Annotated in this window: 16 protein-coding genes; 8 read left to right on the top strand and 8 right to left on the bottom strand. The window is 63.4% G+C overall.

What is annotated here, in order from left to right; all coding sequences use genetic code 11:
• Window positions 1–804: an IclR family transcriptional regulator gene (locus A3CW_RS0123875; RefSeq protein ID WP_028205813.1), complete on the bottom strand. Its 804-nt coding sequence runs from the start codon at window positions 802–804 to the stop codon at window positions 1–3.
• A 162-nt stretch (window positions 805–966) separates the two neighbouring features.
• Between A3CW_RS0123875 and A3CW_RS47400 the strand changes: the two genes are divergently transcribed.
• The 4 genes from A3CW_RS47400 to A3CW_RS0123855 all read left to right on the top strand — a co-directional run bounded on the left by A3CW_RS47400 (window position 967) and on the right by A3CW_RS0123855 (window position 5883).
• Window positions 967–2721: an FAD-dependent oxidoreductase gene (locus tag A3CW_RS47400; RefSeq protein WP_051481672.1), complete on the top strand. Its 1755-nt coding sequence runs from the start codon at window positions 967–969 to the stop codon at window positions 2719–2721.
• A 52-nt stretch (window positions 2722–2773) separates the two neighbouring features.
• Window positions 2774–3541 (top strand): SDR family NAD(P)-dependent oxidoreductase, encoded by a 768-nt coding sequence (locus A3CW_RS0123865; RefSeq protein WP_154678016.1) that lies wholly within the window; start codon window positions 2774–2776, stop codon window positions 3539–3541.
• Between the two features lie 42 nt (window positions 3542–3583).
• Window positions 3584–4948 carry an MFS transporter gene (locus tag A3CW_RS0123860; protein WP_028205811.1) on the top strand — a complete coding sequence of 455 codons (1365 nt, stop codon included), beginning with the start codon at window positions 3584–3586 and terminating at the stop codon, window positions 4946–4948.
• 116 nt (window positions 4949–5064) lie between these two features.
• Window positions 5065–5883, top strand: a complete 819-nt coding sequence (locus tag A3CW_RS0123855; RefSeq protein ID WP_028205810.1) for a sulfotransferase family protein — start codon at window positions 5065–5067, stop codon at window positions 5881–5883.
• 47 nt (window positions 5884–5930) lie between these two features.
• Here the strand turns inward: A3CW_RS0123855 and A3CW_RS0123850 are convergent, their stop codons facing one another.
• Together A3CW_RS0123850 and A3CW_RS0123845 are read right to left on the bottom strand one after the other, a co-directional pair.
• Window positions 5931–7286: a sigma-54-dependent transcriptional regulator gene (locus A3CW_RS0123850; RefSeq protein WP_028205809.1), complete on the bottom strand. Its 1356-nt coding sequence runs from the start codon at window positions 7284–7286 to the stop codon at window positions 5931–5933.
• Window positions 7271–8749, bottom strand: a complete 1479-nt coding sequence (locus A3CW_RS0123845) for a sensor histidine kinase (protein WP_028205808.1) — start codon at window positions 8747–8749, stop codon at window positions 7271–7273. The genes A3CW_RS0123850 and A3CW_RS0123845 overlap by 16 nt, the downstream gene beginning before the upstream one ends.
• A gap of 348 nt (window positions 8750–9097) precedes the next feature.
• On the opposite strand from A3CW_RS0123845, the gene A3CW_RS47395 reads away from it, so the two are divergent.
• Genes A3CW_RS47395 through A3CW_RS47390 form a run of 4 tightly spaced genes read left to right on the top strand, consistent with a single transcriptional unit; the run spans window position 9098 to window position 18132 of the window.
• Window positions 9098–10258: an efflux RND transporter periplasmic adaptor subunit gene (locus tag A3CW_RS47395; RefSeq protein WP_051481671.1), complete on the top strand. Its 1161-nt coding sequence runs from the start codon at window positions 9098–9100 to the stop codon at window positions 10256–10258.
• A 12-nt stretch (window positions 10259–10270) separates the two neighbouring features.
• The gene (locus A3CW_RS0123835; protein ID WP_028205807.1) at window positions 10271–13372 is read left to right on the top strand and encodes an efflux RND transporter permease subunit; all 3102 of its coding nucleotides are present in this window, start codon (window positions 10271–10273) and stop codon (window positions 13370–13372) included.
• 6 nt (window positions 13373–13378) lie between these two features.
• A complete protein-coding gene (locus tag A3CW_RS0123830) occupies window positions 13379–16606 on the top strand; it encodes an efflux RND transporter permease subunit (protein ID WP_028205806.1) in 3228 nt (1075 codons plus the stop codon).
• Window positions 16607–16608: 2 nt separating this feature from the next.
• Window positions 16609–18132, top strand: coding sequence for an efflux transporter outer membrane subunit (locus tag A3CW_RS47390; RefSeq protein WP_245623725.1), 1524 nt, complete (start codon window positions 16609–16611; stop codon window positions 18130–18132).
• 85 nt (window positions 18133–18217) lie between these two features.
• On the opposite strand, the gene A3CW_RS0123820 is transcribed toward A3CW_RS47390, so the two are convergent.
• The 5 genes from A3CW_RS0123820 to A3CW_RS0123810 form a co-directional block, all read right to left on the bottom strand.
• The gene (locus A3CW_RS0123820; RefSeq protein ID WP_154678015.1) at window positions 18218–19612 is read right to left on the bottom strand and encodes a hypothetical protein; all 1395 of its coding nucleotides are present in this window, start codon (window positions 19610–19612) and stop codon (window positions 18218–18220) included.
• 2 nt (window positions 19613–19614) lie between these two features.
• The gene (locus tag A3CW_RS0123815) at window positions 19615–19875 is read right to left on the bottom strand and encodes a PAAR domain-containing protein (RefSeq protein WP_028205804.1); all 261 of its coding nucleotides are present in this window, start codon (window positions 19873–19875) and stop codon (window positions 19615–19617) included.
• Between the two features lie 78 nt (window positions 19876–19953).
• A complete protein-coding gene (locus tag A3CW_RS52475) occupies window positions 19954–20445 on the bottom strand; it encodes a hypothetical protein (RefSeq protein ID WP_154678014.1) in 492 nt (163 codons plus the stop codon).
• 8 nt (window positions 20446–20453) lie between these two features.
• Entirely contained in the window at window positions 20454–21164 is a 711-nt protein-coding gene (locus A3CW_RS51155; protein ID WP_245623724.1) for a T6SS immunity protein Tli3 family protein, read from the bottom strand.
• Window positions 21154–23094 carry a T6SS effector phospholipase Tle3 domain-containing protein gene (locus A3CW_RS0123810; protein WP_028205803.1) on the bottom strand — a complete coding sequence of 647 codons (1941 nt, stop codon included), beginning with the start codon at window positions 23092–23094 and terminating at the stop codon, window positions 21154–21156. Before A3CW_RS0123810 ends, A3CW_RS51155 begins: the two co-directional genes overlap by 11 nt.
• Window positions 23095–23096: the final 2 nt, after the last annotated feature.

Raw genomic sequence — 23096 nt, 5'->3', positions numbered from 1 at the left:
TCACGCTGCCCGGTAGCCCAGCCGCCGTGAAATCGCCTGCACGCAATCGCGCAGCGCGGTGGCAACGGTGCCGTCCCAGTCGGTGTCGAGCGTGCCGGTCGGTCCCATGATGGTGAGGGTCAGCGCAATGTTTTTCGAGTAGTCGAAGACCGGCGCGGAGAACGCCACGATGCCCGGTGTCGGATGATTGATGCTGCGCGCCATATGCCGCTCGCGCGCCTCCTCGATCATCGCCTCGACCACCGACGCTTCTAGCGGATGCGCAATGTCGGGGCCCAGCCGGATGCGGTCGTCGAGCAGCAGCGTCTCAGTGAACCTGCGCGGCAGAAACGCCGAAAAGACCCTGCCGGTCGCCGTGTTCGCGAGCGACATGACCGTGCCCGTGCGGATGTTCGTGTGGATGGGGTAGGACGCATCGATCAGGCGCACGATCACCGGGCCCAGATTGCCCCACACGGCGATCGCCACCGCATGCGAGGTCTGTTCCGACAACGTCTCCGCAAAGGGCGTGGCCTCGCGGATAGGGTTTTGCGTCTGGAGGCTCGCGAGCCCCAGCTGGATCGCCATGGGCCCGAGCAGATAGTGCCCCGTGGCTGGGTCCTGCGCGACCAGCCCGATCTTGCCGAAGCTCACCAGGTACGGATGAATCTTGCCCGACGGCATGCCTGCCGCCTTCACGAGATCGCGCAGCGCCAGGGGCCGCGCCTCATCGGCCAGCACCTTGAGGATCTCCCCTCCCACTTCGATCGACTGTATGCCGCGGCGCTCGCGCTCGGGCGCCGCCTGGCCTTCGGTGCTTTCCACGTCCGTCCCCGTTATTCAAAGGTCGACTCAGTATAGCACTAGGCATTATCTAATTCAGTTGCATAGGGTTAACTATAAGATATTCTCTAGCGAGCTAGATTTAATCTAGCGGCTACGGAGGCGACGTTGCCCGACGCCGCCCGCACCAGAACGGAGAGGTCGATGTCTTTGACGCAAGCAGAATGCGATGTGCTCGTGATTGGCACGGGCGTGGGCGGCATGTCGGCAGCCATTACCGCCGCGAGCCGCGGGTTGAAGGTGATCGTGGCCGAAAAAGCCGCGTACTACGGCGGCACGACCGCGCGCTCGGGAGGCTGGCTCTGGATTCCCAACACGTATCTCGCGCAGGCGTGGGGCCACCATGAACTGCCGGATCAGGCGCTCACCTATATCCGCAACCAGGCCGGGCGCGGCTTCGACGAAGCACGCGTGCGCGCCTTTCTCGCGAACGGCCCGAAGGCGGTGGAATTTTTCACCTCGAACACCGCGGTGCAGTTCGACATGCCGCTCACGTTTCCGGACTACCACGCCGAAGCGCCCGGCGCGGCGCAAGGCGGTCGCTCGATGGTCACGCGCCCTTACGACGCGCGTGAGCTTGGGCCGCTGCTCAAGACCCTGGGCCCGGTGCTGCCGGAATTGACGGTTTTTGGCGTCACGATCGGCTCGGGCAAGGACATCGTCCACTTCATGCGGGTTACGCGCTCACTCGAATCGGCCTGGTATGTGACGAAGCGGCTCACGAAGCACTTCCGTGAAGTGATGAAGTTCGGCCGGGGCATGACGCTCACCAACGGCAATGCGCTCGCCGCGCGGCTCGCCAGATCCGCCGCCGACCTCGACATTCCTGTGTGGCTGTCGTGCCCGGCCACGCAGCTGCTGTGCGAGGGCGGACGCGTCGCAGGCGCTGTGCTCGAACGCGCAGGAGAACGAATCGAAGTCAAGGCGCGGCACGCCGTCGTGCTCGCCACCGGCGGCTTCCCGCACGACCTCGAACGTCGCAAGTCGACCTATCCGCACGTGCAGGCGGGACACGGGCACTACTCGCCTACCCCGCAGACCAACGTTGGCGACGGTATCCGCATGGCAGAAGCGGTAGGCGCCGTGTTCGACAGAAACCTCTCGAACGCCGCCGCATGGACGCCCATGTCGCTCGTGCCGCGTAAGGATGGCTCGACGGGCATCATGCCGCACTTCATCGACAGGGCGAAACCGGGCGTGATCGCGGTGAACCTCGACGGACGGCGCTTTGCGAACGAGGCGAACTCGTACCACGACCTCGTTCAGGCAATGATCGACGCGTCGAAGGGCAAGACGGAAACGGCGTGCTGGCTCGTTGCCGACCACGCGGCCATCCGGCGCTACGGGCTCGGCTTCGTCAAGCCCTTCCCGATGCCGCTCGGCCCGCATCTGCGCAACGGTTATCTCAAGCGCGGTAAAACGCTCGAAGCGCTCGCGAAGGCAATCGGCGTGGATGCGGCCACGCTCGGCCTCACTGTGCGGCAGTACAACGAGGGGGCGCGACTTGGCCGCGACCTCGAATTCGGCCGGGGCAGCAAGGCCTACAACCGCTACCAGGGCGATGCGCTGCACGCGCCCAACCCGTGTGTCGAACCGCTCGCCGACGGCCCGTTTTACGCAATCAAGCTCGTCCCGGGCGACCTCGGCTCCTTCATGGGCCTGCGCACGAACGAACATGCCCAGGCCGTTTCGCGCGATGGCTCACCCATCACCGGCCTGTACGCCGCCGGCAACGACGCGGCCAGCATCATGGGCGGCGAATACACCGGCGCGGGCATCACGCTGGGGCCTGGCCTCACGTTCGGCTTCATCGCGGCCAACCATATTGCCGACCGCGCACGTCAGGATCACTCCGGACCGGACGCCAGGCTCGAGCAAGTCTCGCTCGCGGCACACTAAACGCCTTCTTTAGACGAATACTCCGCCGTTTCAATTATTTTATTATTCAGTCATGCAAATTAATTCGAACCCAATCCTCACCGGAAAAATTGCTTTGATCACCGGCGCGGGCCAGGGCAACGGCCGCGCCATTGCCATCGGACTCGCCGAAGCGGGCGCGTCCGTCGTCGTCTCCGACATGAACGAAGCCAACGCCCGCGAGACCGCGGCGATCATCGAAGCCAACGGACACGCAGCCTACGCCTGCCAACTCGACGTGACCGACGCCGCCCAATGCCGCGGCGTGACCGAAGACATTGCGGCCAGGCTCGGCGCAATCGACGTGCTCGTGAACAACGCGGGCATCCTCATTCGCGAAGGCATCGACAGCGAGAACGCCCTCGCCAACCTCCAGCGTGTCATGAAGGTCAATCACGAAGGCACGTTCAACGTGTGCCACGCCTGCCTGCCAGCGCTGCGCAAGACGCGCGGCACAATTGTCAACATCGCGTCGATCGCGTCGTTTTCGGGTCAGCCCAACACGCTCGGCTATTCGCCATCCAAAGGCGCCGTGAAGATGCTGACCCAGTCGCTCGCCGTGGATCTCGCGAGCGACGGCATACGCGTGAACGCCATCGCGCCGGGCGTGATTGAAACGCCTATGACCGTCTTCACGCGCGACGATCCAGCCAGGCTCGAACGCTTCATGAGCCGCATTCCCATGAAGCGGGTTGGCAAGCCGGAGGAGCTCGTCGGCGCAGTCCTGTTTCTCGCCTCGTCGATGTCCAGCTACGTCACGGGCGTCATCTTGCCGGTAGACGGCGGCTATCTCGCGGGCTGAAGCGCCCGGGTTTTTCGACAATCATTCAGGAGACAGGCGGCGATGAATCGCATACCCCACCCCATCGACGTTCAATCGTTCATCGATGCCGAGCGCTTCGCTCCATTGCACTGGCTCGTTCTCCTTTTTGGATTCCTGATCGTCATGGCGGACGGATACGATACCGCCGCCATCGGTTTCATTGCGCCGTCGCTCGTCCAGGAATGGGGCGTCGCGCGCGGCGAGCTGGGCGCCGTAATGAGTGCCGCGCTCGCGGGACTCGGCCTCGGCGCGATTCTGGCCGGGCCGGTGGCAGACCGCTTCGGTCGCAAGTGCGTGCTCGTTGCGTCGGTCGCGGCCTTTGGCATCTGCACGCTCATCGCCGCGCAAGCCCAGTCGATCGCTTCGCTCACCGCACTGCGCTTTATCACCGGACTCGGCCTCGGCGCTGCGATGCCCACAACCATCACCATGATGTCCGAATACGCGCCGCAGCGTTTGCGCGCCCTCTCCGTCAACGCCATGTACTGCGGATTCTCGTGCGGCCTCATGGCGGGCGGCGCGGCCTCGGCATGGCTCATTCCGCATTTCGGCTGGCGCAGCGTGCTGATGGCGGGCGGCGTCGGGCCACTCGCGCTGGCCCTCGTCCTGTTCGTATTCCAGCCGGAATCCGCACAATTTCTCGCGCTGCGGCCCGGCAACGAACGCCGTGTCGCACGCATTCTGCGCCGCGTTGCACCGGCCATGGACTTCACGGGATGCACCTTCGTCGCCCGCACCGCGCCTTCGGAAACGCAGGACAAAGCGCGAGGCAAACCGGCACTCGCGCTGCTGCTGGCGCACGACTATCGGCGCCGCACGTTGCTGCTGTGGCTCACGATGTTCATGAGCCTCCTGGTCTACTACTTCATGACGAACTGGATGCCCACACTGCTGCGCAAGGCCGGTTTCAGCGTGGAGCACGGCGCGTTGATGGCTTCCGTGTTTCCGCTTGGCGGCCTGATCGGCAACCTCATTGCCGGCCGTCTGATGGACCGCTTCGGCGCCAACAGGACGATCGTCGTCGACTACCTGCTCGCGGCGCTGCTCGTCGCCGTAACGGGGGCGAGCGTGGAGCATCCCATGTTGCTCGGCGTTGCGCTCTTTCTGTGCGGCTCGCTCGTCACGAGCGCGGCGACCTCGATGTCCACCTACGCCTCCATGATCTACCCAACCGAAGCCCGCACTACGGGCGTGGCGTGGATGCAGGGCATCGGTCGCGTGGGCGGCATGGCCGGTTCATTCGTCGGCGCGGCGCTGCTCGGGCTCGGGTGGAATTTCAACGCCATCTTCGCCATGCTCGCGCTGCCGGCGCTGGCCTCCGCCGGCGCGCTCATGCTGATGAAACCGCGGCGTGCATATGCTCCAGTAACCGCGTTGGAGCCGTAACCGTCGCAAGCGCTTTGTCACCCTGGCCATCGCGGCGTCAGTTTCGCGCCAGCGTCGGCAGGTAACATCGGTGCAAACGAAGCAACGGCGCAGGACGCAACAGGGGAGAGGGCAGAATGCATTCTTTTCCGCTATTCATTGTCGGCGCACCCCGCTCGGGAACAACGTTTCTTTGCTCGGTTCTCAGTGCGCACCCGCACATCCAGCTGACCAACGAATGCCGCGTTTTCGCGCTGGTCAAGGATATGCTCGATGTGGGCAGCCAGCGCCCCGATCTGCTCGGCGCGGCCTGCCGCGACCGCTTCAACGCTTATAGCCGCCGCACGCTCGGCGCCTGGGTCGAGCGCTTCTATCGTGAAGACCTCGACATGTCGGCGCCGATCTGGGGCGACAAGCATCCGCCTTACGCCGATCCGACGATTCTTTCCGGCCGCATTGGCGCCATCGAGCGCTTGCCACGCTCCGGGTCTTGCCTGAGGCTCATCCACGAGTTGCTGCCCCACGCTCGCTTCATCCATCTTCATCGCGATCCTGGCTGGGTCGCCAATTCGCTGGTGCGCAAGCACTGGATCGGGTCCGTCAACGACGGCGTGCGCGTATGGGGTCAGTATGTGACCGAAATCATCGACTTCTTCGCTGAAATCCCGGAGGAGCAGACATTGACGATCGGCTATCGCAATCTGATCGAGGATCCGGACACGACGATAGCAAGCATCAGCCGCTTCCTGGGCCTCGCGGACCCTGCGCCGATACGCGATTTTCTGCACGCCCAACGCAGTGCGCCAACGCCGTTCAGCGACCCGGTGACCGATATCGCCGATCTCTACGTCGTCCCGCCTACGCCAACGACCGACAACGCGCTCCTCGCGCTCGCGGAAAAAGCGGCGACGCAACTCGGCTATGCGGCATCGGCAACTCTTTCGGAATCCCGATAACTTGTGCGGAGCGGCGCCTGGAAGGCGCCGTTTCGCGTGGCATCCCCCTACTCGCCTTCGCCGCCCTCGATGTTCTTGTCATCGGCCACCTCGATGCCATAGCGCTTGAGCTTCGCGTAGAGCAACTGGCGATTCACGTTCAGCCGGCGTGCCGCGTCGGTCCGGTTGTTGTTGCTGTGCCTGAGCGCACGCCGTATCAGCATTTCCTCCAGACGCGCGAGTGCGGAAGGCAGGTCTTCGTCGGGCCAGTCGATCACGGGGGCGGCGCCCGAGCGCTCGCCTTCGAGAAACGCGAGGTCAGTGGCGTGCACGTACTCGCCGCGCACCATCACCGCGACGCGCTCCATGGCGTTCTTCAACTCGCGCACGTTGCCGGGCCAGCCATGACGGATCAAATGCGCCGCAGCGTCGGCGGAAAGGCGCTTGCGCGTGCCCGCGCGGGCGAGAAAATGCTCGGCGAGCGGCACGATGTCGGAAATGCGCGCCGAGAGCGGCGGCAGGTGGATCGGCACGACATGCAGCCGGTAGTAAAGGTCCTCGCGAAAGCTGCCCTCGCGCACGCCGCGCATGAGGTCGCGGTGCGTGGCAGCGATCACGCGCACCTCCACGGGCACAGGCCGGCCGCCCACGGGCGTCACCACGCGCTCTTGCAGCGCACGCAGGATCTTCGCCTGCATCGCCATGCCCATGTCGCCGATTTCGTCGAGAAAGAGCGTGCCGTGCCCGGCCTGGCGAAACGCGCCATCGCGGTCCGCGCTCGCGCCCGTGAACGCGCCGCGCACGTGGCCGAACAGTTCGCTCTCCAGCAGGTCGGGCGGAATCGCCGCGCAGTTCACGGCCACGAACGGCCCGCGATTGTGCAACCCGTGCTCGTGGATCGCGCGCGCCACCACTTCCTTGCCCGTGCCCGTTTCGCCGGTAATGAGCACGGTGGCGTCGCTGTCGGCCAGCACGCCGATGGTTTTCTGCACCGTGCGCATCGCCTCGCTCGAGCCGATCAGCGTCTCGGGCTCCACGCTCGCCGCGGGCGGCTGCGGCTCGACGATGCTGGCCAGCATGCGCTCCAGCACTTGCGCGAGATCGTCGCGGCCGATCGGCTTGGTGAGGTGATCGAAGGCGCCGAGCCGCATCGCCTCGATCGTGTTGGACGCCGTGGCGTGCGCGGTCAGCACCGCGACAGCGGGCGCCGCAGGCCGCTCGCGCAGGCGGCGCAGCACCTCGAGCCCGTCGATACCGGGCATGCGCAGGTCGAGGAACATCGCGCTCACGCTCTCGCGCTCGACCATCTCGAGCGCCAGCGTGCCGTTCGCGGCGAGGCAGACGCTGTGGCCGAGGTCGCGTACGACTTCGGCGAGCGCGTCGCGCATGGTCTCGTCGTCGTCGACGATCAGGATGTGGGCCATGGCAGCACCATTTCAAAGGTCGTTGCGCGAGCGTTGCGGGTGAAGCGCGCCACGCCGCCGTGCGCCTCCGCCACTTCGCGCACGATCGAGAGGCCGAGGCCCGTGCCGTCCGGGCGGCCGGTCACGAACGGCTCGAACAGATGGTCGAGGATCGCGGCGGGCGGCCCGGCGCCCTCGTCGTACACGGCGAACACCGCGCCTTCCGGCGCATGGCGCGCGCTCACTTCGATGCGGCTCTCAGGCGGCGCCGCGTGAATCGCGTTGAGGATCAGGTTGTCGAGCGCGCGCTGCATCTGGTCGGGATCGAAGCGGGCCTCTCGCAAGTCGCCCGTGCGTGTCATCGTAACCTGCTTCGCCGACGCCACCTCCACGTGCTGGGCGAGGCGGGCGTCGAGGAACGGCCCGACCGCGACCTGCTCGCGCTTGGGTTCGTCGTGCTCGGTGATGCTGAGCAGGCGCCGCACGAGCGCATCGAGGCGCTCGATCTGCCCGAGGATCACCTGCAGCGCCTGGGGCTGGCGCTCGGGGCCCGCCGCCACGGCGCTCTCCGCCTTCAGCCGCATGGCCGCGATGGGATTGCGGATCTCGTGCGCCACCCCCGCCGCCACGCGGCCGATCGCGGCCATGCGCTCGGCGCTCGCCATCTGGCGCGCGAGCGTATCGGCACGCTGGCGCGCAGCGGCAAGCCTGCGCGCCGCCTCGTTCAGCGCGAGCACGATGCGGTCGAGCTCGCGCTCGCGCGTGGCGGGCAGCACCGGCAGTTCGGCGACATCGTAGGCATTGAGGGCGCTTTCGATCTGCGAGACATGGCGCGACCACGTGACCGTGAGATGCGTGAGCAGCGCGGCCGCCGCGAGCACGGTCACGAGCAGCACGCCGAGGCCCGCCATCAGCTGGTGATAGCTGCGGCCCGCGAACGTGAGCGTCCAGCTCATGGTCCAGGCGGTCAGGTGCGGGATCGGCCCCGGTAGCGGGCAAGCCGACAGCAGCAGCGTTTGCGTCTGGCCGCTGATGCGCATGCTCGTCGCGCGGTCGCCCGCGAGCGCCGCCTCGTTGAGCGTGCGGATGCGCGGCAGTTCGCCGGCAGGCGGGTCCGTGCGCTGCACCGCGCCCACGTAAGTCGGATAGGCATAGGCGAGCGAGCCCGCGTCGCGGCTCCAGACGCCGCCCTGCACGCCGGGCCGCGTGCGCAGCGAGACCGCCAGCAGGTCGCTCAGGCGCTCGCGCAACGCGTCGCCTTCCGTGGCGTCGAGCGCCGCGAGCTTTTCCGGGTGCGCCGCGCTGAAAGCGCGGTACGAGGCCGCAATCGCATCGCAGGCACGGCTGTTCTCGGCGGCGGCCTGGCCGAGTTGCGCGGCCGCCGACTGGTGAAAGAGCCCAATCATCAGGATGCCGGTGGACAGCGCCGCGCCCACTAGCAGAACGAGCAGCAGGATCAGCCGGCCGCGCAGGGATCGGAGCATATCGGTCCAGTTTCCGGTTTTGGGTCGTGACGAGGGTCGGGGCATTATGCGATGCGAAAGCCATGCCAGGCCAGAACGGGCCCGCGTGCCAGCTACGCGCCAGCCACGCTCGTAAGTTGCCGCCCCTTTTTGTCCTGATTCACGACACCGCCTGTTGGCTTTCACGACAACTTCCCCGCGGCGGCGCAAGCGGGTCCGCCGCAAACCCATAGCGCATCGTCCGGCCCTCGTTGGCATAGCCCTTGCAGAGCACTATGCGCGTTTTGCGCCTCACCGCGTGGTTCAGATCGGCTGATTCAAACCCGCCTGGCGACGGCAGCGCGCACACGGGTTCCTGAACGAGGCGTTATGAAAAGAAAACACATCAGCTGGGCAGCGCTGGCCGTCGCGGTGCTGCTCATCGCTTTCGCAGCGTGGTTCTTTTATGGCCGGCGTCCTGCCGCCACCACGGCGGCCGCGCCGCGCGGCATTCCTGTTTCGGCGGTTGCCGTGAAGCTTGCCGACGTGCCGGTTTATATCGATGCGCTCGGCACCGTCACGGCCATCCGCACGGTCACGCTGATCACCCAGGTCAACGGCATTCTCGATTCGGTCAATTTTCAGGAAGGCCAGCGCGTGAAGAAAGGTCAGGTGATCGCGCACATCGACTCGCGCCAGCTCGAAGCGCAGCTTCAGCAGGCCCAGGGCACGCTCGTGCACGACCAGGCGACGCTCGCCAACGACCGTCTGAACCTGCAGCGCTACCAGACGCTCATCAAGGTCGGCTCGATCACGCAGCAAACGCTCGATACGCAGGCGGCCACCGTCAAGCAGGACGAAGGCACGGTCACAGCCGACACCGGCAACGTCAAGAACCTCCAGGTCCAGGTGGACTACTGCACGATCACCTCGCCCGTGGATGGCGTGATCGGCCTGCGCCTCGTCGATCCGGGCAACTACGTGACGACCACGAGCACCACCGGCATGGCCGTCATCACCCAGCTCGACCCCGCCACGGTGATTTTCGCGGTGCCTGAAGATTACCTCGGCCAGATTCACGCGGCGATGGCGCGCGGCCCCGTGAAGGTGTTCGCCTGGGACCGCGACAAGCGCAAGCTGCTCGCCACCGGCACGCTGCTCGCGCTCGACAACCAGGTCGACACGACCACGGGCACGGTCAAGGTGCGCGCGCAGTTCGAGCATGCGGGCGACGCGCTCTTTCCGAACCAGTTCGTGAACGCGCGCATGCAGGCCGACACGCTCGACCAGAACCCCGTGATCCCCACGGCGGCGATCCAGCACGGCACGAACGGCGACTTCGTGTTCGTGGTGGGCGCGGGCAACAAGGCCGTGCTGCGCAACGTGAAGGCGGGCCCCGTGACCAGCGACGACACCGCCATCCTCGGGGGCGGCGTGAAGCCCGGCGAGCGCGTGGTCACCGACGGCGCGGACAAGCTCGACAACGGCACGCTCGTGCGTGTGGTTTCAGCCGCCTCACCCGCATCGGCCGCCTCGTCGGCTATGCATTGACAGGGCGCACCCATGAACATCTCGCGCCCGTTCATCGAGCGGCCGATCGCCACTTCGCTCCTCATGGTGGCGGTGCTGCTCGCCGGTCTGCTCGGCTATCACCTGCTGCCCGTTTCCGCGCTGCCCGAAGTCGACTACCCGACCATTCAGGTCTATACGCAGTACCCCGGCGCCGCTCCCGACGTGGTGAGCTCCTCCATTACCGCGCCGCTCGAAGTGCAGCTAGGCGAAATGGCGGGCCTGAAGTCGATGAACTCCACGAGTTCAAACGGCGTTTCCGTCATCACGCTCGAATTCGATCTTTCGCTCTCGCTCGACGTCGCCGAGCAGGAAGTGCAGGCCGCCATCAACGCCTCGGCGAGCTACCTGCCCGCCAACCTGCCCTATCCGCCGGTCTACAGCAAGGTGAACCCGGCCGACGCGCCGGTGCTCACGCTCTCGCTCACGAGCGACACGCTGCCGCTCACGAAGATCGAGGACCTTGCCGACACGCGCCTCGCCCAGAAGATCTCGCAGATCTCGGGCGTGGGGCTCGTCACGATCAGCGGCGGCCAGCGCCCCGCGGTCCGCGTGGAGACGAACACGGGTGCGCTCAATTCGCTCGGCATGTCGCTCGACGACGTGCGCACCGCGCTCGCCGACGCCAACGTGAACCAGGCGAAGGGTAACCTGGACGGCCGCTACCAGTCGTACTCGATCGGCGCGAACGATCAGCTGCAGAGCGCCGATGCTTACACGGATCTCGTGATTGCCTATAAGAACGGTGCGCCCATCCGCCTCTCGCAGGTGGCGCACCCCGTGAACGGCGCGGAAGACGTGCGCCAGGCCGCGTGGACCAACGACAAGCCCTCGATCGTGCTCAACATCCAGCGCCAGCCGGGCGCGAACGTGATCGACGTGGTGGACCGCGTGCAGAAGGTCTTGCCGCAACTGCGCGCGAGCCTGCCGGGCACACTCAAGGTGGCCGTGCTCACCGACCGCACGCAAACCATTCGCGCCTCGGTGCGCGACGTCGAGTACGAACTCGGCGTGGCCGTGGCGCTCGTGGTGATGGTGATCTTCATCTTCCTGCGCAAGCTCGCGGCCACGGTCATTCCGGCGGTCACGGTGCCGCTCTCGCTCATCGGCACGCTCGCGGTGGCCTACGGGCTCGGCTTCTCGCTGAACAACCTCACACTCATGTCGCTCACCGTGGCGACCGGCTTCGTGGTGGACGACGCGATCGTGATGATCGAGAACATCACGCGCTACCTGGAAATGGGCGATCAGCCGCGCGAAGCGGCGCTCAAGGGCGCGAAGCAGATCGGCTTTACCATCGTTTCGCTCTCCGTATCGTTGATCGCCGTGATGATTCCACTGCTCTTCATGGGCGACGTGGTCGGGCGGCTCTTTCGCGAGTTCGCGCTCACGCTCGCCATTGCCATCGTGATCTCGGCGTTCGTGTCGCTCACGCTCACGCCGATGATGTGCTCGCGCATGTTCAAGGCGCACGATGCGGAGCACGCAAAAACGCAGCGCGCCGACTTCTTCGACAAGATCAACGCGCGTTACGTGAAGGCGCTGGGCTGGGTGCTGGAGCATCGCGGGCTCACGCTGCTTTCCGTGGCGGCGACGGCGGCGCTGACCTTCGCGATCCTGTTCCTGATGCCCAAAGGCTTTTTCCCCGAGCAGGATACGGGCCTCATCGAAGGCATCTCGCAGGCCGCGCCGGGCATCTCGTTTCCGTACATGGTGCAGAAGCAGGAACAACTGGTCGCGCAGATTCTCAAGGATCCGGCGGTCGCGAGCCTCTCGTCGTTCATCGGCATCAACCAGACGAGCCCCACGCTCAACCAGGGGACCATACTCATCAACCTGAAGGACAAGGGCGATCGCGACAGCAGCGCCGCCGTGATTCGCCGCCTCGCGGACTCCACCGCCAGCGACGCCGGCATGCGCCTGTTCATGCACCCGGTGCAGGACCTCACGCTCGACGACACGATCTCCACCACGAGCTACCGCGTGGGCCTGCAGGCGACCGACCCCGCCGTGCTCGACGTCTGGACCGGCAAGCTGATCGCCGCGCTGCGCGCGGACCCCGCGTTCGCCGACGTGCAAAGCCAGGCGATGCAGCAGGGCAACCAGATCCAGCTCACGTTCGATCGTGCAAGCGCCTCGCGGCTGGGCGTCACGCCGCAGGCGATCGACGACGTTTTATATGACGCCTACGGCCAGCGCCAGGTCTCCACGATCTATACGCAACTGAACCAGTATCACGTCGTGCTCGCGGCGGACACCGCCTCGAACTCGGTCGCGCATCTGCTCGACGGCCTCTACGTCGATACGTCATCGGGCGGCGTCGCGCCGCTTGCCTCCATGGCGACCATGAAGCTCGTGCCCGCGCCCGTCACGATCAACCGCCAGGGCCAGTTTCCCTACGCCGATGTGTCGTTCAACCTCGCGCCCGGCTATACGCTCGGCACGGCGCTCGCGCATTTGAAGGACGTCGAGCAGCGCATCGGCCTGCCGCAAACCGTGCAGGCCACGCTCGAAGGCTCGGCGGCCACGTTCCAGGCGTCGCTTGCGAACGAGGCATTTCTCGTGGCGGCCGCGATCATCGTCGTGTATTTGATGCTCGGCATTCTGTACGAGAGCTTCATCCACCCGGTCACGATTCTTTCCACGCTGCCCTCCGCCGCGCTCGGTGCGCTCGCGGCGCTCGTGCTCACCGGCACGCAGTTCGACATCATCGGGCTGATCGGCATCGTGCTCCTGATCGGCATCGTCATGAAGAACGCGATCATGATGATCGACTTCGCGTTGGAACTGGAGCGCAACGAAGGGCTCCCGGCGCTCGAGGCGATCCAGCGCGCCGCCGAGCTGCGCTTCCGGCCGATTCTCATGACCACCATGGCGTCGCTGTTCGGCGCGGTGCCGCTCGCGTTCGGCACCGGCATGGGCTCGGAACTGCGGCATCCGCTCGGCATCGCGATCATCGGCGGCCTGATCGTGAGCCAGCTGCTCACGCTCTTTTCAACGCCCGTGATGTATCTCGCGCTGCACCGCGTGGAGGACTTCTTCAGCAAGCGCGCGGGCAATGCACCCGATGCGGCGTCAGATACGGCGGCGGAGTAAGCGGCAATGAACCTCTCCGAACCGTTCATCCGCCGCCCCATCGCGACCACGCTGATCGCGGTGGGCATCGCGCTCTTCGGCATGCTCGCGTTCAAGCTGCTGCCGGTCGCGCCGCTGCCCGAGATCGACTTTCCGACCATCAACGTGACCGCGCATTTGCCGGGCGCCGATCCGAACACCGTGGCGACTTCGGTGGCCACGCCGCTCGAGCGCCAGTTCGGCCAGATCGCGGGCATCACGCAGATGACCTCGGTCAGTTCGCTCGGCGCCACGCGCATCACGATGCAGTTCGACCTGAACCGCAATATCGACGGTGCGGCGCGCGACGTCCAGGCGGCCATCAACGCGGCGCGCACCAACCTGCCCGCGAACCTCGACGGCAACCCGACCTATCGCAAGGTCAATCCCGCCGACGCGCCCATTCTCATCATCAGCCTCACCTCCGACTCGGCCACGCGTGGGCAGCTCTACGACGCCGCCTCCACAGTGCTCCAGCAAAAGCTGCTGCAAACGCCGGGCGTGGGCGACGTGACCGTGGGCGGCGGCGCGCTGCCCGCCGTGCGCGTCGAACTGAACCCCGACCGCGTGAGCCACTATGGCGTGAGCCTCGAACAGATCCGCACGGCGATCGCCAATGCGAACGCGGACTTGCCGAAGGGTTCCGCCGCCCTCGCGGGCGTCTCGTATACGATCGGCGCGAACGACATGCTGTACAACCCCGCCGACTACGCGCCGATCATCGTCAAGCGCGTGGGTAACGACGTGGTGCACATTTCCGATCTCGGCTACGTGCGCCAGGACGTGGAGAACCTGGAGAACTATGGGCTCTCAGACGGCAAACCGGCCGTACTCCTGATCGTCTACAAGGAGCCGGGCGCGAACGTTATCGACACGGTGGACAACGTCAAGGCCGAGCTGCCCTTTCTCGAAGCCTCGATTCTGCCGACCATCAAGCTGAACATCCTGATGGACCGCACGACGACGATCCGCGCCTCGCTGTTCGACGTCGAAGTCACGCTGATGATCTCCATCCTGCTCGTGACCGCGGTGACGTTCGCGTTCTTCCGCAGTTGGCGCACGACGCTCGTGCCCGCGATCGTCGTGCCGCTCTCGCTGCTGGGCACCTTCGGCGTGATGTATTTCCTCGGCTTCAGCCTGAACAACCTCTCGCTGATGGCGCTCACGATCTCCACCGGCTTCGTGGTGGACGACGCCATCGTCGTGGTCGAAAACATCATGCGGCATCTGGAACGCGGCGAGCCGCCCGTGCAGGCCGCGTTGCAAGGCGCGCGCGAAGTGGGCTTCACGGTGCTCACGATCAGCGTCTCGCTGGTTGCCGTGTTCATTCCGCTGCTGCTCATGGGCGGCATCGTCGGGCGGCTGTTTCGCGAGTTCTCGGTTTCGCTTTCCGTGGCGATCATCATGTCGATGCTGATCTCGCTCACGGTCACGCCGATGCTTGCCAGCGTGGCGCTGCGCGGAGAACACGCGGGGCACAATGAAGAGGAGTACCCCGATTCGCGCTTTCACCGCTTCTACGCCCGCACGCTCGGCTGGGTGATCCGCCATCCGCTCTTGATGGGCATCGTCACGATCCTCGTGCTCGCGCTCAATGTGATGCTCTACGTGGTCGTGCCCAAGGGCTTCTTTCCGCAGGAGGATACGGGGCGGCTCATCGGCTCGATCCAGGCCTCGCAGAGCATTTCGTACCGGCTGATGCAGCAGAAGTTCCAAGCCATTTCGAAGCAGGTGCTTTCGAATCCTGACGTTCAGGCCGTGGGCGGGTTCATCGGCGGCACGAACGCGATCAACACGGCGATACTGTTTATCACGCTCAAGCCGCTCGGCGTGCGCCATGTGGGCGCCGACCAGGTCATCGCGCAGATCCGCCGCACGCTCGGCGACATTCCGGGCGCGCGGCTCTACCTGCAATCGGCGCAGGACATCACGGTGGGCGGACGCCAGAGCGCGGCGCAGTACCAGTACACGCTGACCGCCGACGACCAGGCCGACCTCGACAAGTGGGTCCCGAAGGTGGTCGCGCAGATGCACAAGATGCCGATACTCGAAGACGTCAACACGGACCAGCAGGACAACAGCATGCAGGCCACCGTGGACGTGAACCGCGACGCGGCGGCGCGCCTTGGCGTGAACTTCAGTTCGATCGACAACGCGCTTTACGACGCGTTCGGGCAGCGGCAAGTCTCGACCATCTACCGGTCGGCCAATCAGTACCACGTCGTCATGGAACTCGCACCCGAGTACTGGACCAATCCCGCCGCGCTCAAGGGCATTTACGTGGCCGCGGGCGCGACGAGTTCGGGCCAGGGCGGCTCGAGCGGCAACGGCAGCCCAACGGGCGCGAGCGTCGCGACTTCGGCAAGCGAAGCGGCGGCGACCGCGGCAGCCGCTTCGGCCGCCGCCGTGGCCGGTCCCGGCAGCACGACGAACACGCCGTCGACCGCCGTGCTCTCGAACGGCCAGGCGCTCGTGCCGCTCGCCACCGTGGCGCACTTCACCATCGACCGCACGGCCATCTCGATCAATCACCAGGGCACCTTCCCTGCCGTCACGGCCTCGTTCAACCTCGCACCCGGCGCCTCGATCGGCGAAGCCACGCGCGAAGTCGACGACGCCGTCGCGCAGCTGCGCATGCCCGCGAGCATCACCGGCAACTTTGCGGGCACGGCACAGGTGTTCCAGCTGGCCGTGGCGAGCGAACCGCTGCTGATCGTGGCGGCGCTGCTTTCCGTGTACATCGTGCTCGGCATGCTCTACGAAAACCTCATGCATCCGCTCACGATTCTTTCGACACTGCCCTCCGCTGGCGTGGGCGCGCTGATCGCGCTGCTCGCCACGCACACGCAGCTTTCGATCATCGCGCTCGTGGGCGTGATTTTGCTGATCGGCATCGTGAAGAAGAACGCGATCATGATGATCGACTTCGCCATTACCGAAGAGCGCGAACGCAAGCTCGCCGCCGAAGAAGCCATCAAGCGCGCGGCGCTCATTCGCTTTCGCCCGATCATGATGACGACGAGCGCCGCGATACTCGGCGCGCTGCCGCTCGTGTTCGGCTCGGGCTACGGCTCGGAATTCCGCAAGCCGCTCGGCATTTCGATCATCGGCGGGCTGCTGTTCAGCCAGATGCTCACGCTCTATACGACACCCGTCATCTATCTGTGGCTCGACCGCGCCTATCAACGCTTGCGTCGCCGCAAGAAGGAAGCATGACCATGAATACGTCATCCGTTTTCGCCATGCCACCGCTGCGGCGCTGTGCGGCGGCGCTCGCGCTCGCCGCGCTCGCCGCGCTCGCCGCGCTCGCGGGTTGTGCGATCGGCCCCAACTACAGCAAGCCTACGGTGGAGATTCCTGCCACGTTCAAGGAAGGCGTGGACTGGCAGCGTGCGCAGGCCAACCCGCAGGCGGCGCTGTCGAGCAGCTGGTGGACCGTCTACGACGATCCCACGCTCACGCAGCTGGTTGAGCGCTCGCTCAAGGCCAATCAGTCGATCGTCGCAGCCGAAGCAGCCTACCGGCTCGCGCAGGCCACGGTGGATGCCAGCGTCGCCAGCCTCTTTCCTGTCGTCACGGCGGGAATGTCGGCCACGCGAAGCGGCACGGGCAAGAATGCCGCGACGGGTGGCGTGAGTTCGACCACGGGCACCGTGCCCGGCGTACACAACAGCGTTAGCGTGAACGCCGCGGCCAGTTGGGAGCCCGACATCTGGGGGCAGATACGCCGCGAGATCGAATCGAGCAAGGCAAGCGCGCAAGCTTCCGACGCGCAGCTTGCGGGCGAGCGCCTGTCGATCACCGCGAGCCTCGCCGACGACTACTTCGCGCTGCGCCAGGCCGACTTCGACATCGCTTCGCTCAAGCAGCAGCAAGCCATCGATGCGCGTCTGCTCGACATCACGCGCACCGCCTATGCGCAGGGCACCGCGTCGAACGATGACGTGCTGACGGCGCAAGATACGCTCGAGTTCGCAGTGGCTGCATTGCAGAGCACCGAGACTTCGCGCGAGCAGGACGAGCATGCCATCGCTGTGTTGATCGGCGTGCCGCCTTCGGGTTTCACGCTGGTCCCCCGCGAGGACTACGCATTCAACGCGCCGGCCGTGCCGCTCGCGTTGCCGTCACAACTGCTGGAACGACGGCCCGACGTCGTGCAGGCCGAACGCTCGGCGGCGGCGGCCAATGCGAAGATCGGCGCGGCCGAAGCGGCGTTCTTCCCGATTCTGGACCTGAGCATTCAGGGCGGTTTCGAGCACAACACCTTCGCGCATCTGTTCTCGCTGCCAAGCCGCGTATGGACGCTCGGGCCGGATATCGCCGCGACGATCTTCGACGGCGGCGCGCGCACGGCAGCCGTGCACGAAGCGCGCGCGACCTACGACGAAGCGGCGGCCAACTATCGGCAGGCGGTGCTGGGTGCGTTCCAGAACGTCGAGGATAGCCTCTCGTCGTGGAACCATCTCGCACAGCAGGAAGCCGCCTACGCGAATATTTATCAGCGCAATCAGGCCTTGTTCGCCAGCACGCAGGCGCAGCTCAGTGCGGGCACTGCCAGCGAACAAAGCTTGCTCACGCAGCAACTCACGTTGCTGCAGGCCCAGCAGAGCCTGAAGGATACGCAGTCGCTGCTGATGCAGAGTAGCGTGGCGTTGATCAGGAATCTGGGCGGCGGGTGGCAGTGGGACGACAAGGCGGGCGCGGCGGTGGTGGGCGAGAGCGATGAGAAGGGGGGGCAGTGAGCTTCTCAGGTCCAGATACGCCGCCACCGCAACGATCCAGCGGCGCGCTCTTATGTGCAAGTCTCCATAATTCAGCGCGCTTTGCTTACCACGGCAAACCGTTATAAAAATCGTTTGCTACCTGATTGCGTCTCACAATAGAAAAAATGGCGTGCACGATCAGGAGCACGATGAAACCCCCAAGCACGCCCATGAACCAGCCGACAGACGCGCCCGCGTCCTTGAATACCAGAATGACAAGTATGGCGATACAGGTTGTCATCAAGACAAAACTGATGCCAAACGGTGTAGGCAACCGCTCCTCGATATCTTCAACCGGTGCGATGGCTGTCCCTACGAGATTCAGCATCGCTCCCGCTTGGCGGGGCGTTGCCAGCAGTTGCGTACCCTGACCATGCTGCACCATGCGGGCGGCAAGCGCTTGCACGAGAAGGGTATTGACTGGTCCCGGCAAGCCAATGGCAGCGTCCAGATCGTGGGCCGCAACGTCGAGTTTTACGTCCTTGATAGCCGTCAGCGTTGCGTGCTTGCCCGGTCCGGGCAAACGCGTGAGCCATAAATGCTTGATGCGTTCCAACGGCGACTGCTGCGCCGCCAACAGCGCTTTCAGGACATCAAATACCTTGTCCATAGCAGCGGCTGCCGGGCGGAACACCCAGGCCTCAGGTTTGAGCTTTCCCTTGCTGTTCGCAACGGTCGCGCGGGACGCAAACAGCAGCGATACAGCGGCTTCAGAGCAGGTCGGTTCAGTTTCCGCCGCATGAAGCTGCCAGGCGACCACCAGGCAATATTCCGGAGCATTGCTGCTGGAAAGCCACCTCTCGATCACCCCCATATCAACCGGGTCCGCTACGCGCGAAATCTCCACAAATCCGAAATCGATCGGCACGAGTCTGCGCAGAAGGGACCGCAGATCATTGAGGTCATCGTCGCGGTCTGACTGTACGATAATGCTGAACGTATGGCGGCATGCCCCGCTGATCATGTATGGCGCGAACGGCGTAACCAGTTGCTCCAATACCCGCTGAGTGCGCGACATCGACTGCCCCTTCGCCTCTGTCGCAAGCGCCAGAGTCTTGCCCTTGTTCGTTGGGGAACTGCCCTCAAGCCCGAGCATGCGCGCGGCCAGATCATCTTCCGGCGTCAGCGTAACGCTGCCGATGATCGCCACGCGGGCCTGCGCCCACCGTCGCCAGCTAGAATAGGTCCGTTTGCACAAGTTGTTCCAGATATCGACACGCTCCACCCAGTCCTCGTGGGACAGATATAGGAAGTTGCTCACCGCGCCTCCCAGCAGTACTGGAACGAGCAGGATACGCACAAAAAACTCCGCGCTAACAATCGACCTTCCCTGTTTCCAGTTCAATACCGTGTAGACGAAACAGGTAACAAAAGCGAGGACGAGGATAACTATGTGGATCCATGCTGGCGGCGGCTTGCCATGCTCAAATTCTGGCACGTTCGGCTCGATCCATTTCATGCTCATGTGCTGTTCTTCATCCCTGAATCACTTGCGATCACCAGACTTCCGCATTGCGTACGGCACCTATCGACAACCCATTTTCGGCCACCTTCCTTGTAACCTTCGCCGTGCTCGACAATCGGATTGTCGCCATGCTCGGGACAGGTCACGATGTCGCCAAGCAGGGCTACCCTGTGACCACCGATCTTGAATGATGCGCTCGCGGTCTTGACCACGCCGGCGTGCGTGGTCTTGTCGTCTTTGCGTACTGGGTTTTTCATTGCGTCCTTCAATTGAGTTCAACGATACGCGCAACATGGTCGTGCGTCATTTAGGTACAACTGGTCCGAGACAGTTTCCTAACGAATGGCTTTGCACAACCAGTCTCTAGCGCGCCGCGATGGCCGGTCTGGTTCTATCAGAGACACGACCGGTTCACCTGAAAATTTGGCAATCGGTTTTCCCTTTCCGTCAAAATGGTCGAAGCGAAAGCCAAATAGAGTTTCCACCTCGTTGCTGTGCAGGCTGTCGCCGCACCAAAAAGCAACGCCCTCAATAGATGAGGCATATTTGAAATAATTGACACAGTTTGTTCTATGTTCTTCGGAGGTATCGGATGTCGCCCCAAGATCATTTTCTGAGCAGTTTTGTTTGTTTACCAAAATTACTGCCTTGATGGCGTTATCTTCATTGTTTCGCGACACGTTATTCTCATCAAAAAACACATCATCACCACCAAAACTTCGCCCGATATACTTCCACTTGACTTCACGCGAAGTATCGTCAGCACCCTTCGCACTCAAGCAAAAGAACACAGAAAACAAGCACAGAAGCAGATATTTCTCTTTCATCTTCTCTATCATCTCAGAACAGCATCAGGGTTGGTCGGCTTGATCGAGGCGTCGCATGTAATGTGATCTTGACCAGATGGAGTTTGCATGCCTACCGGAGCAGGGACGCTACGCTCAACGTGAATTCCAGCCGGCAACGTTTCTTTTGAAAAATATACGAATCCAGGGCGCATCGGATACTTCGTCGTTGTTGTTTTGCTGGTTGTGTCACCGAGCTTCCGAGTAACATAAACTGCATCAGTTGTCGCGGTGATGATGAAATCCTTCGATTCTTCGTGGGGGTTGAAACTTCCCTTTATATAGGTCATGGCATCAAACGTTCGTCCGCCGTCTGTTGAGTAGACCATCGTTGGATTGCAGCCGCGTTCGCCATTGCCGCATACGGTATGCGGTGGAGTCGCCGCCGGAAACACCAGATTCCTGCCGGTGGGATCAGCGTTGATAACGCGCCCCTGAAAGTTCTCAACAGTGCCACGACCGAGATAGCTATGGATTCCGGACTTCGTGTCGTTGTAGAACGTATTGCCGTAGTTACAGTCCCGGTAATGCTCCAGGGTCACGAAGCGATGGTCGTCAATACGATAGATCACCTGCGGTGGCGAGTCGTAGGGTAGTTCCTTTGCGGAGAGAAAGTCAGCGAGGTTGAAAGACCATGGCTGCTTCGCAGCACAGCCGAGAGCAGCGACCGAAAGGGTCAGTACGATGAGCTTACGAACCACGATAATTTTCCCCGTATTGAATGCGTTTCGCTTCCGCCTTGCTGGTTTCCTCCGCAACAGTAGTCCAGTCAATCGTGGCAGGCTTTTCAACCTCATCAAATGTTCCGTAATCAAAGTAGGTATCGTGACCACTCGTCCACTCAGCCGCCTTGACTAGATCAAACCAGAACTCTCTGTCCTCGAAGGAGTCGCAAAGACCTACTGGAAGGTCCCATGCGACAACACGCGACATGAACTCGGGATGCGACGGAAGCGTGCTGTGATTGGTTGGCTCAGGCTTGTATTTTGAAATTCGATTGATCACTTCCTCGCCCGATTCAATCGTTCTCTGCCGTCCGGAATTGCTGTACACAGCATCGCGCCTAACACATTCTTCCGGCTCGTATATTGACGCGTAGTACAGGAAAGTTTCGTCTTCGAACGCACCCTGATCCGGATTTTTCGGATCGACATTGAATTTTCCGTATTCCGGCGCGTACTTTCGTGACTTCTCAAATGGCACCATTTCTTCCGCAGTCAGCGGGTTTGGCACCTTTTCCGCGTTCACCGTCACCGTCTGATTTGCGTTCGGTATTGCCCAGATATTCGAGAGACCGAAAAGCCCACCCATCACGCCTCGATTGCCGTTCCAAAAATCGGTGGGTTTCGCGCCGGGCACGAGTTGATCCTCGGCAATCCGCGGCAACGTACCAAACTTGCGCACACCCGGCTCGTCACCAACCGCCATACTGCGAGCAAGCATGCGCTGTTTGACGGTATCACCCAGCTCATCAAGCAACTTGTCGCTCACGCCCTGCCAGCCGATGCTTTGCAGGGGCACCGCGCCCATCACGCGATCATGGGGCGTAAAGTAGACGTACAGTCGCCCGTGGTTATCCCGCTCCGGTGCGCCATAGTTCAGTTTCAGGTCGGGTCGCCAGAAGTTCATGTCCTGGGAAGCGCCGACATGCAACTGCTGCATCATTTCTTCGGTATAGACCTGCTTGTCCTGTTTGATGCGGTTGGCGACAGCCTTGAAGGTCTTTACACGGGCTTCAGCAGTTGGCCGCTCGCTGCCGCATGTCAGCGCATCCGTCATCTTGTCGTCCAGCGCGAAGGGCGAGTTCATCACGAACACGGCATCGGGTGCGCGTTCCTTGCAGAGCAAGGTCGCGGCCATTGCGATCATGGTGCCCTGACTGTGCGACATCAGCGTAATGGTGTCGCGCGGATTTTTTTCGCGAATCTTGTCGATGAGTTTCGCGAGGCGCTGCGCTGCATGCGAGTAGTAAATGCGCGGCGGTGCATCCTGCAACTGCCGATCAACTTCTGTGTTGAGGTGTTGCATGTCGAAACCATAGATGTAGCGCGAAAAGCCCTTGTTACTCCACAACTGCTGCAGGTTGTTTGTGCCGTTCTGGAACGCGCCGCCACCCCAATACCACGGGCCACCATCCTTGCTGCATGCTGGTGCCCATCCGTTGTCACCGTGGAGATTGCGCAGAGGCACCCACCAGCGTTTCAGGTCTTCGTAGTCACTGCGATACCCCCAATAGAAACGGATCACGGGAGAGTTATTAAACTCAACTACCTGACGCGGATTTACACTTTTGCCTTCTTGATCGTCGTCGCTATAGACGTTAGCCGTCAATGAAGTTGAATCAGTGCGACCGAGCCTAACATTGAGTCCATCACAGACCGCCTTTTCCGCGAGCCGATACCACTCCCCCTCCGAATTCACCCCATGCACGAAAATGATGATGCCAGGCATATGCGGCGGCACGCGCGCTTCGGCGCGCACTTGATAGCCTGCCGGTGACTGAAATGACTCCCAGAAAGGCCGACCAAGGTGGTCACGCTGCATCGGCACGACGTTGGTCATCACATTGTGCTGATACGGTCCTGGCTGCGCGTTACTCTGGGTATCCGGCTGGTTGTTCTGCTCTTCCATCG

This window comes from Paraburkholderia nodosa DSM 21604 (assembly GCF_000519185.1).
Taxonomy (GTDB): domain Bacteria; phylum Pseudomonadota; class Gammaproteobacteria; order Burkholderiales; family Burkholderiaceae; genus Paraburkholderia; species Paraburkholderia nodosa.
Note: the sequence above shows the minus strand (reverse complement) of the source record. Positions and strands in the feature narration are given on the sequence as shown.

Bases quoted from the DNA above. Each gene is read 5' to 3' on its own strand.
- A3CW_RS47400 (WP_051481672.1), top strand. From the start codon at position 967: ATGTCTTTGACGCAAGCAGAATGCGATGTGCTCGTGATTGGCACGGGC.
- A3CW_RS0123865 (WP_154678016.1), top strand. From the start codon at position 2,774: ATGCAAATTAATTCGAACCCAATCCTCACCGGAAAAATTGCTTTGATC.
- A3CW_RS0123860 (WP_028205811.1), top strand. From the start codon at position 3,584: ATGAATCGCATACCCCACCCCATCGACGTTCAATCGTTCATCGATGCC.
- A3CW_RS0123855 (WP_028205810.1), top strand. From the start codon at position 5,065: ATGCATTCTTTTCCGCTATTCATTGTCGGCGCACCCCGCTCGGGAACA.
- A3CW_RS0123850 (WP_028205809.1), bottom strand. From the start codon at position 7,286: ATGGCCCACATCCTGATCGTCGACGACGACGAGACCATGCGCGACGCG.
- A3CW_RS0123845 (WP_028205808.1), bottom strand. From the start codon at position 8,749: ATGCTCCGATCCCTGCGCGGCCGGCTGATCCTGCTGCTCGTTCTGCTA.
- A3CW_RS47395 (WP_051481671.1), top strand. From the start codon at position 9,098: ATGAAAAGAAAACACATCAGCTGGGCAGCGCTGGCCGTCGCGGTGCTG.
- A3CW_RS0123835 (WP_028205807.1), top strand. From the start codon at position 10,271: ATGAACATCTCGCGCCCGTTCATCGAGCGGCCGATCGCCACTTCGCTC.
- A3CW_RS0123830 (WP_028205806.1), top strand. From the start codon at position 13,379: ATGAACCTCTCCGAACCGTTCATCCGCCGCCCCATCGCGACCACGCTG.
- A3CW_RS47390 (WP_245623725.1), top strand. From the start codon at position 16,609: ATGAATACGTCATCCGTTTTCGCCATGCCACCGCTGCGGCGCTGTGCG.
- A3CW_RS0123820 (WP_154678015.1), bottom strand. From the start codon at position 19,612: ATGAAATGGATCGAGCCGAACGTGCCAGAATTTGAGCATGGCAAGCCG.
- A3CW_RS0123815 (WP_028205804.1), bottom strand. From the start codon at position 19,875: ATGAAAAACCCAGTACGCAAAGACGACAAGACCACGCACGCCGGCGTG.
- A3CW_RS52475 (WP_154678014.1), bottom strand. From the start codon at position 20,445: ATGAAAGAGAAATATCTGCTTCTGTGCTTGTTTTCTGTGTTCTTTTGC.
- A3CW_RS0123810 (WP_028205803.1), bottom strand. From the start codon at position 23,094: ATGGAAGAGCAGAACAACCAGCCGGATACCCAGAGTAACGCGCAGCCA.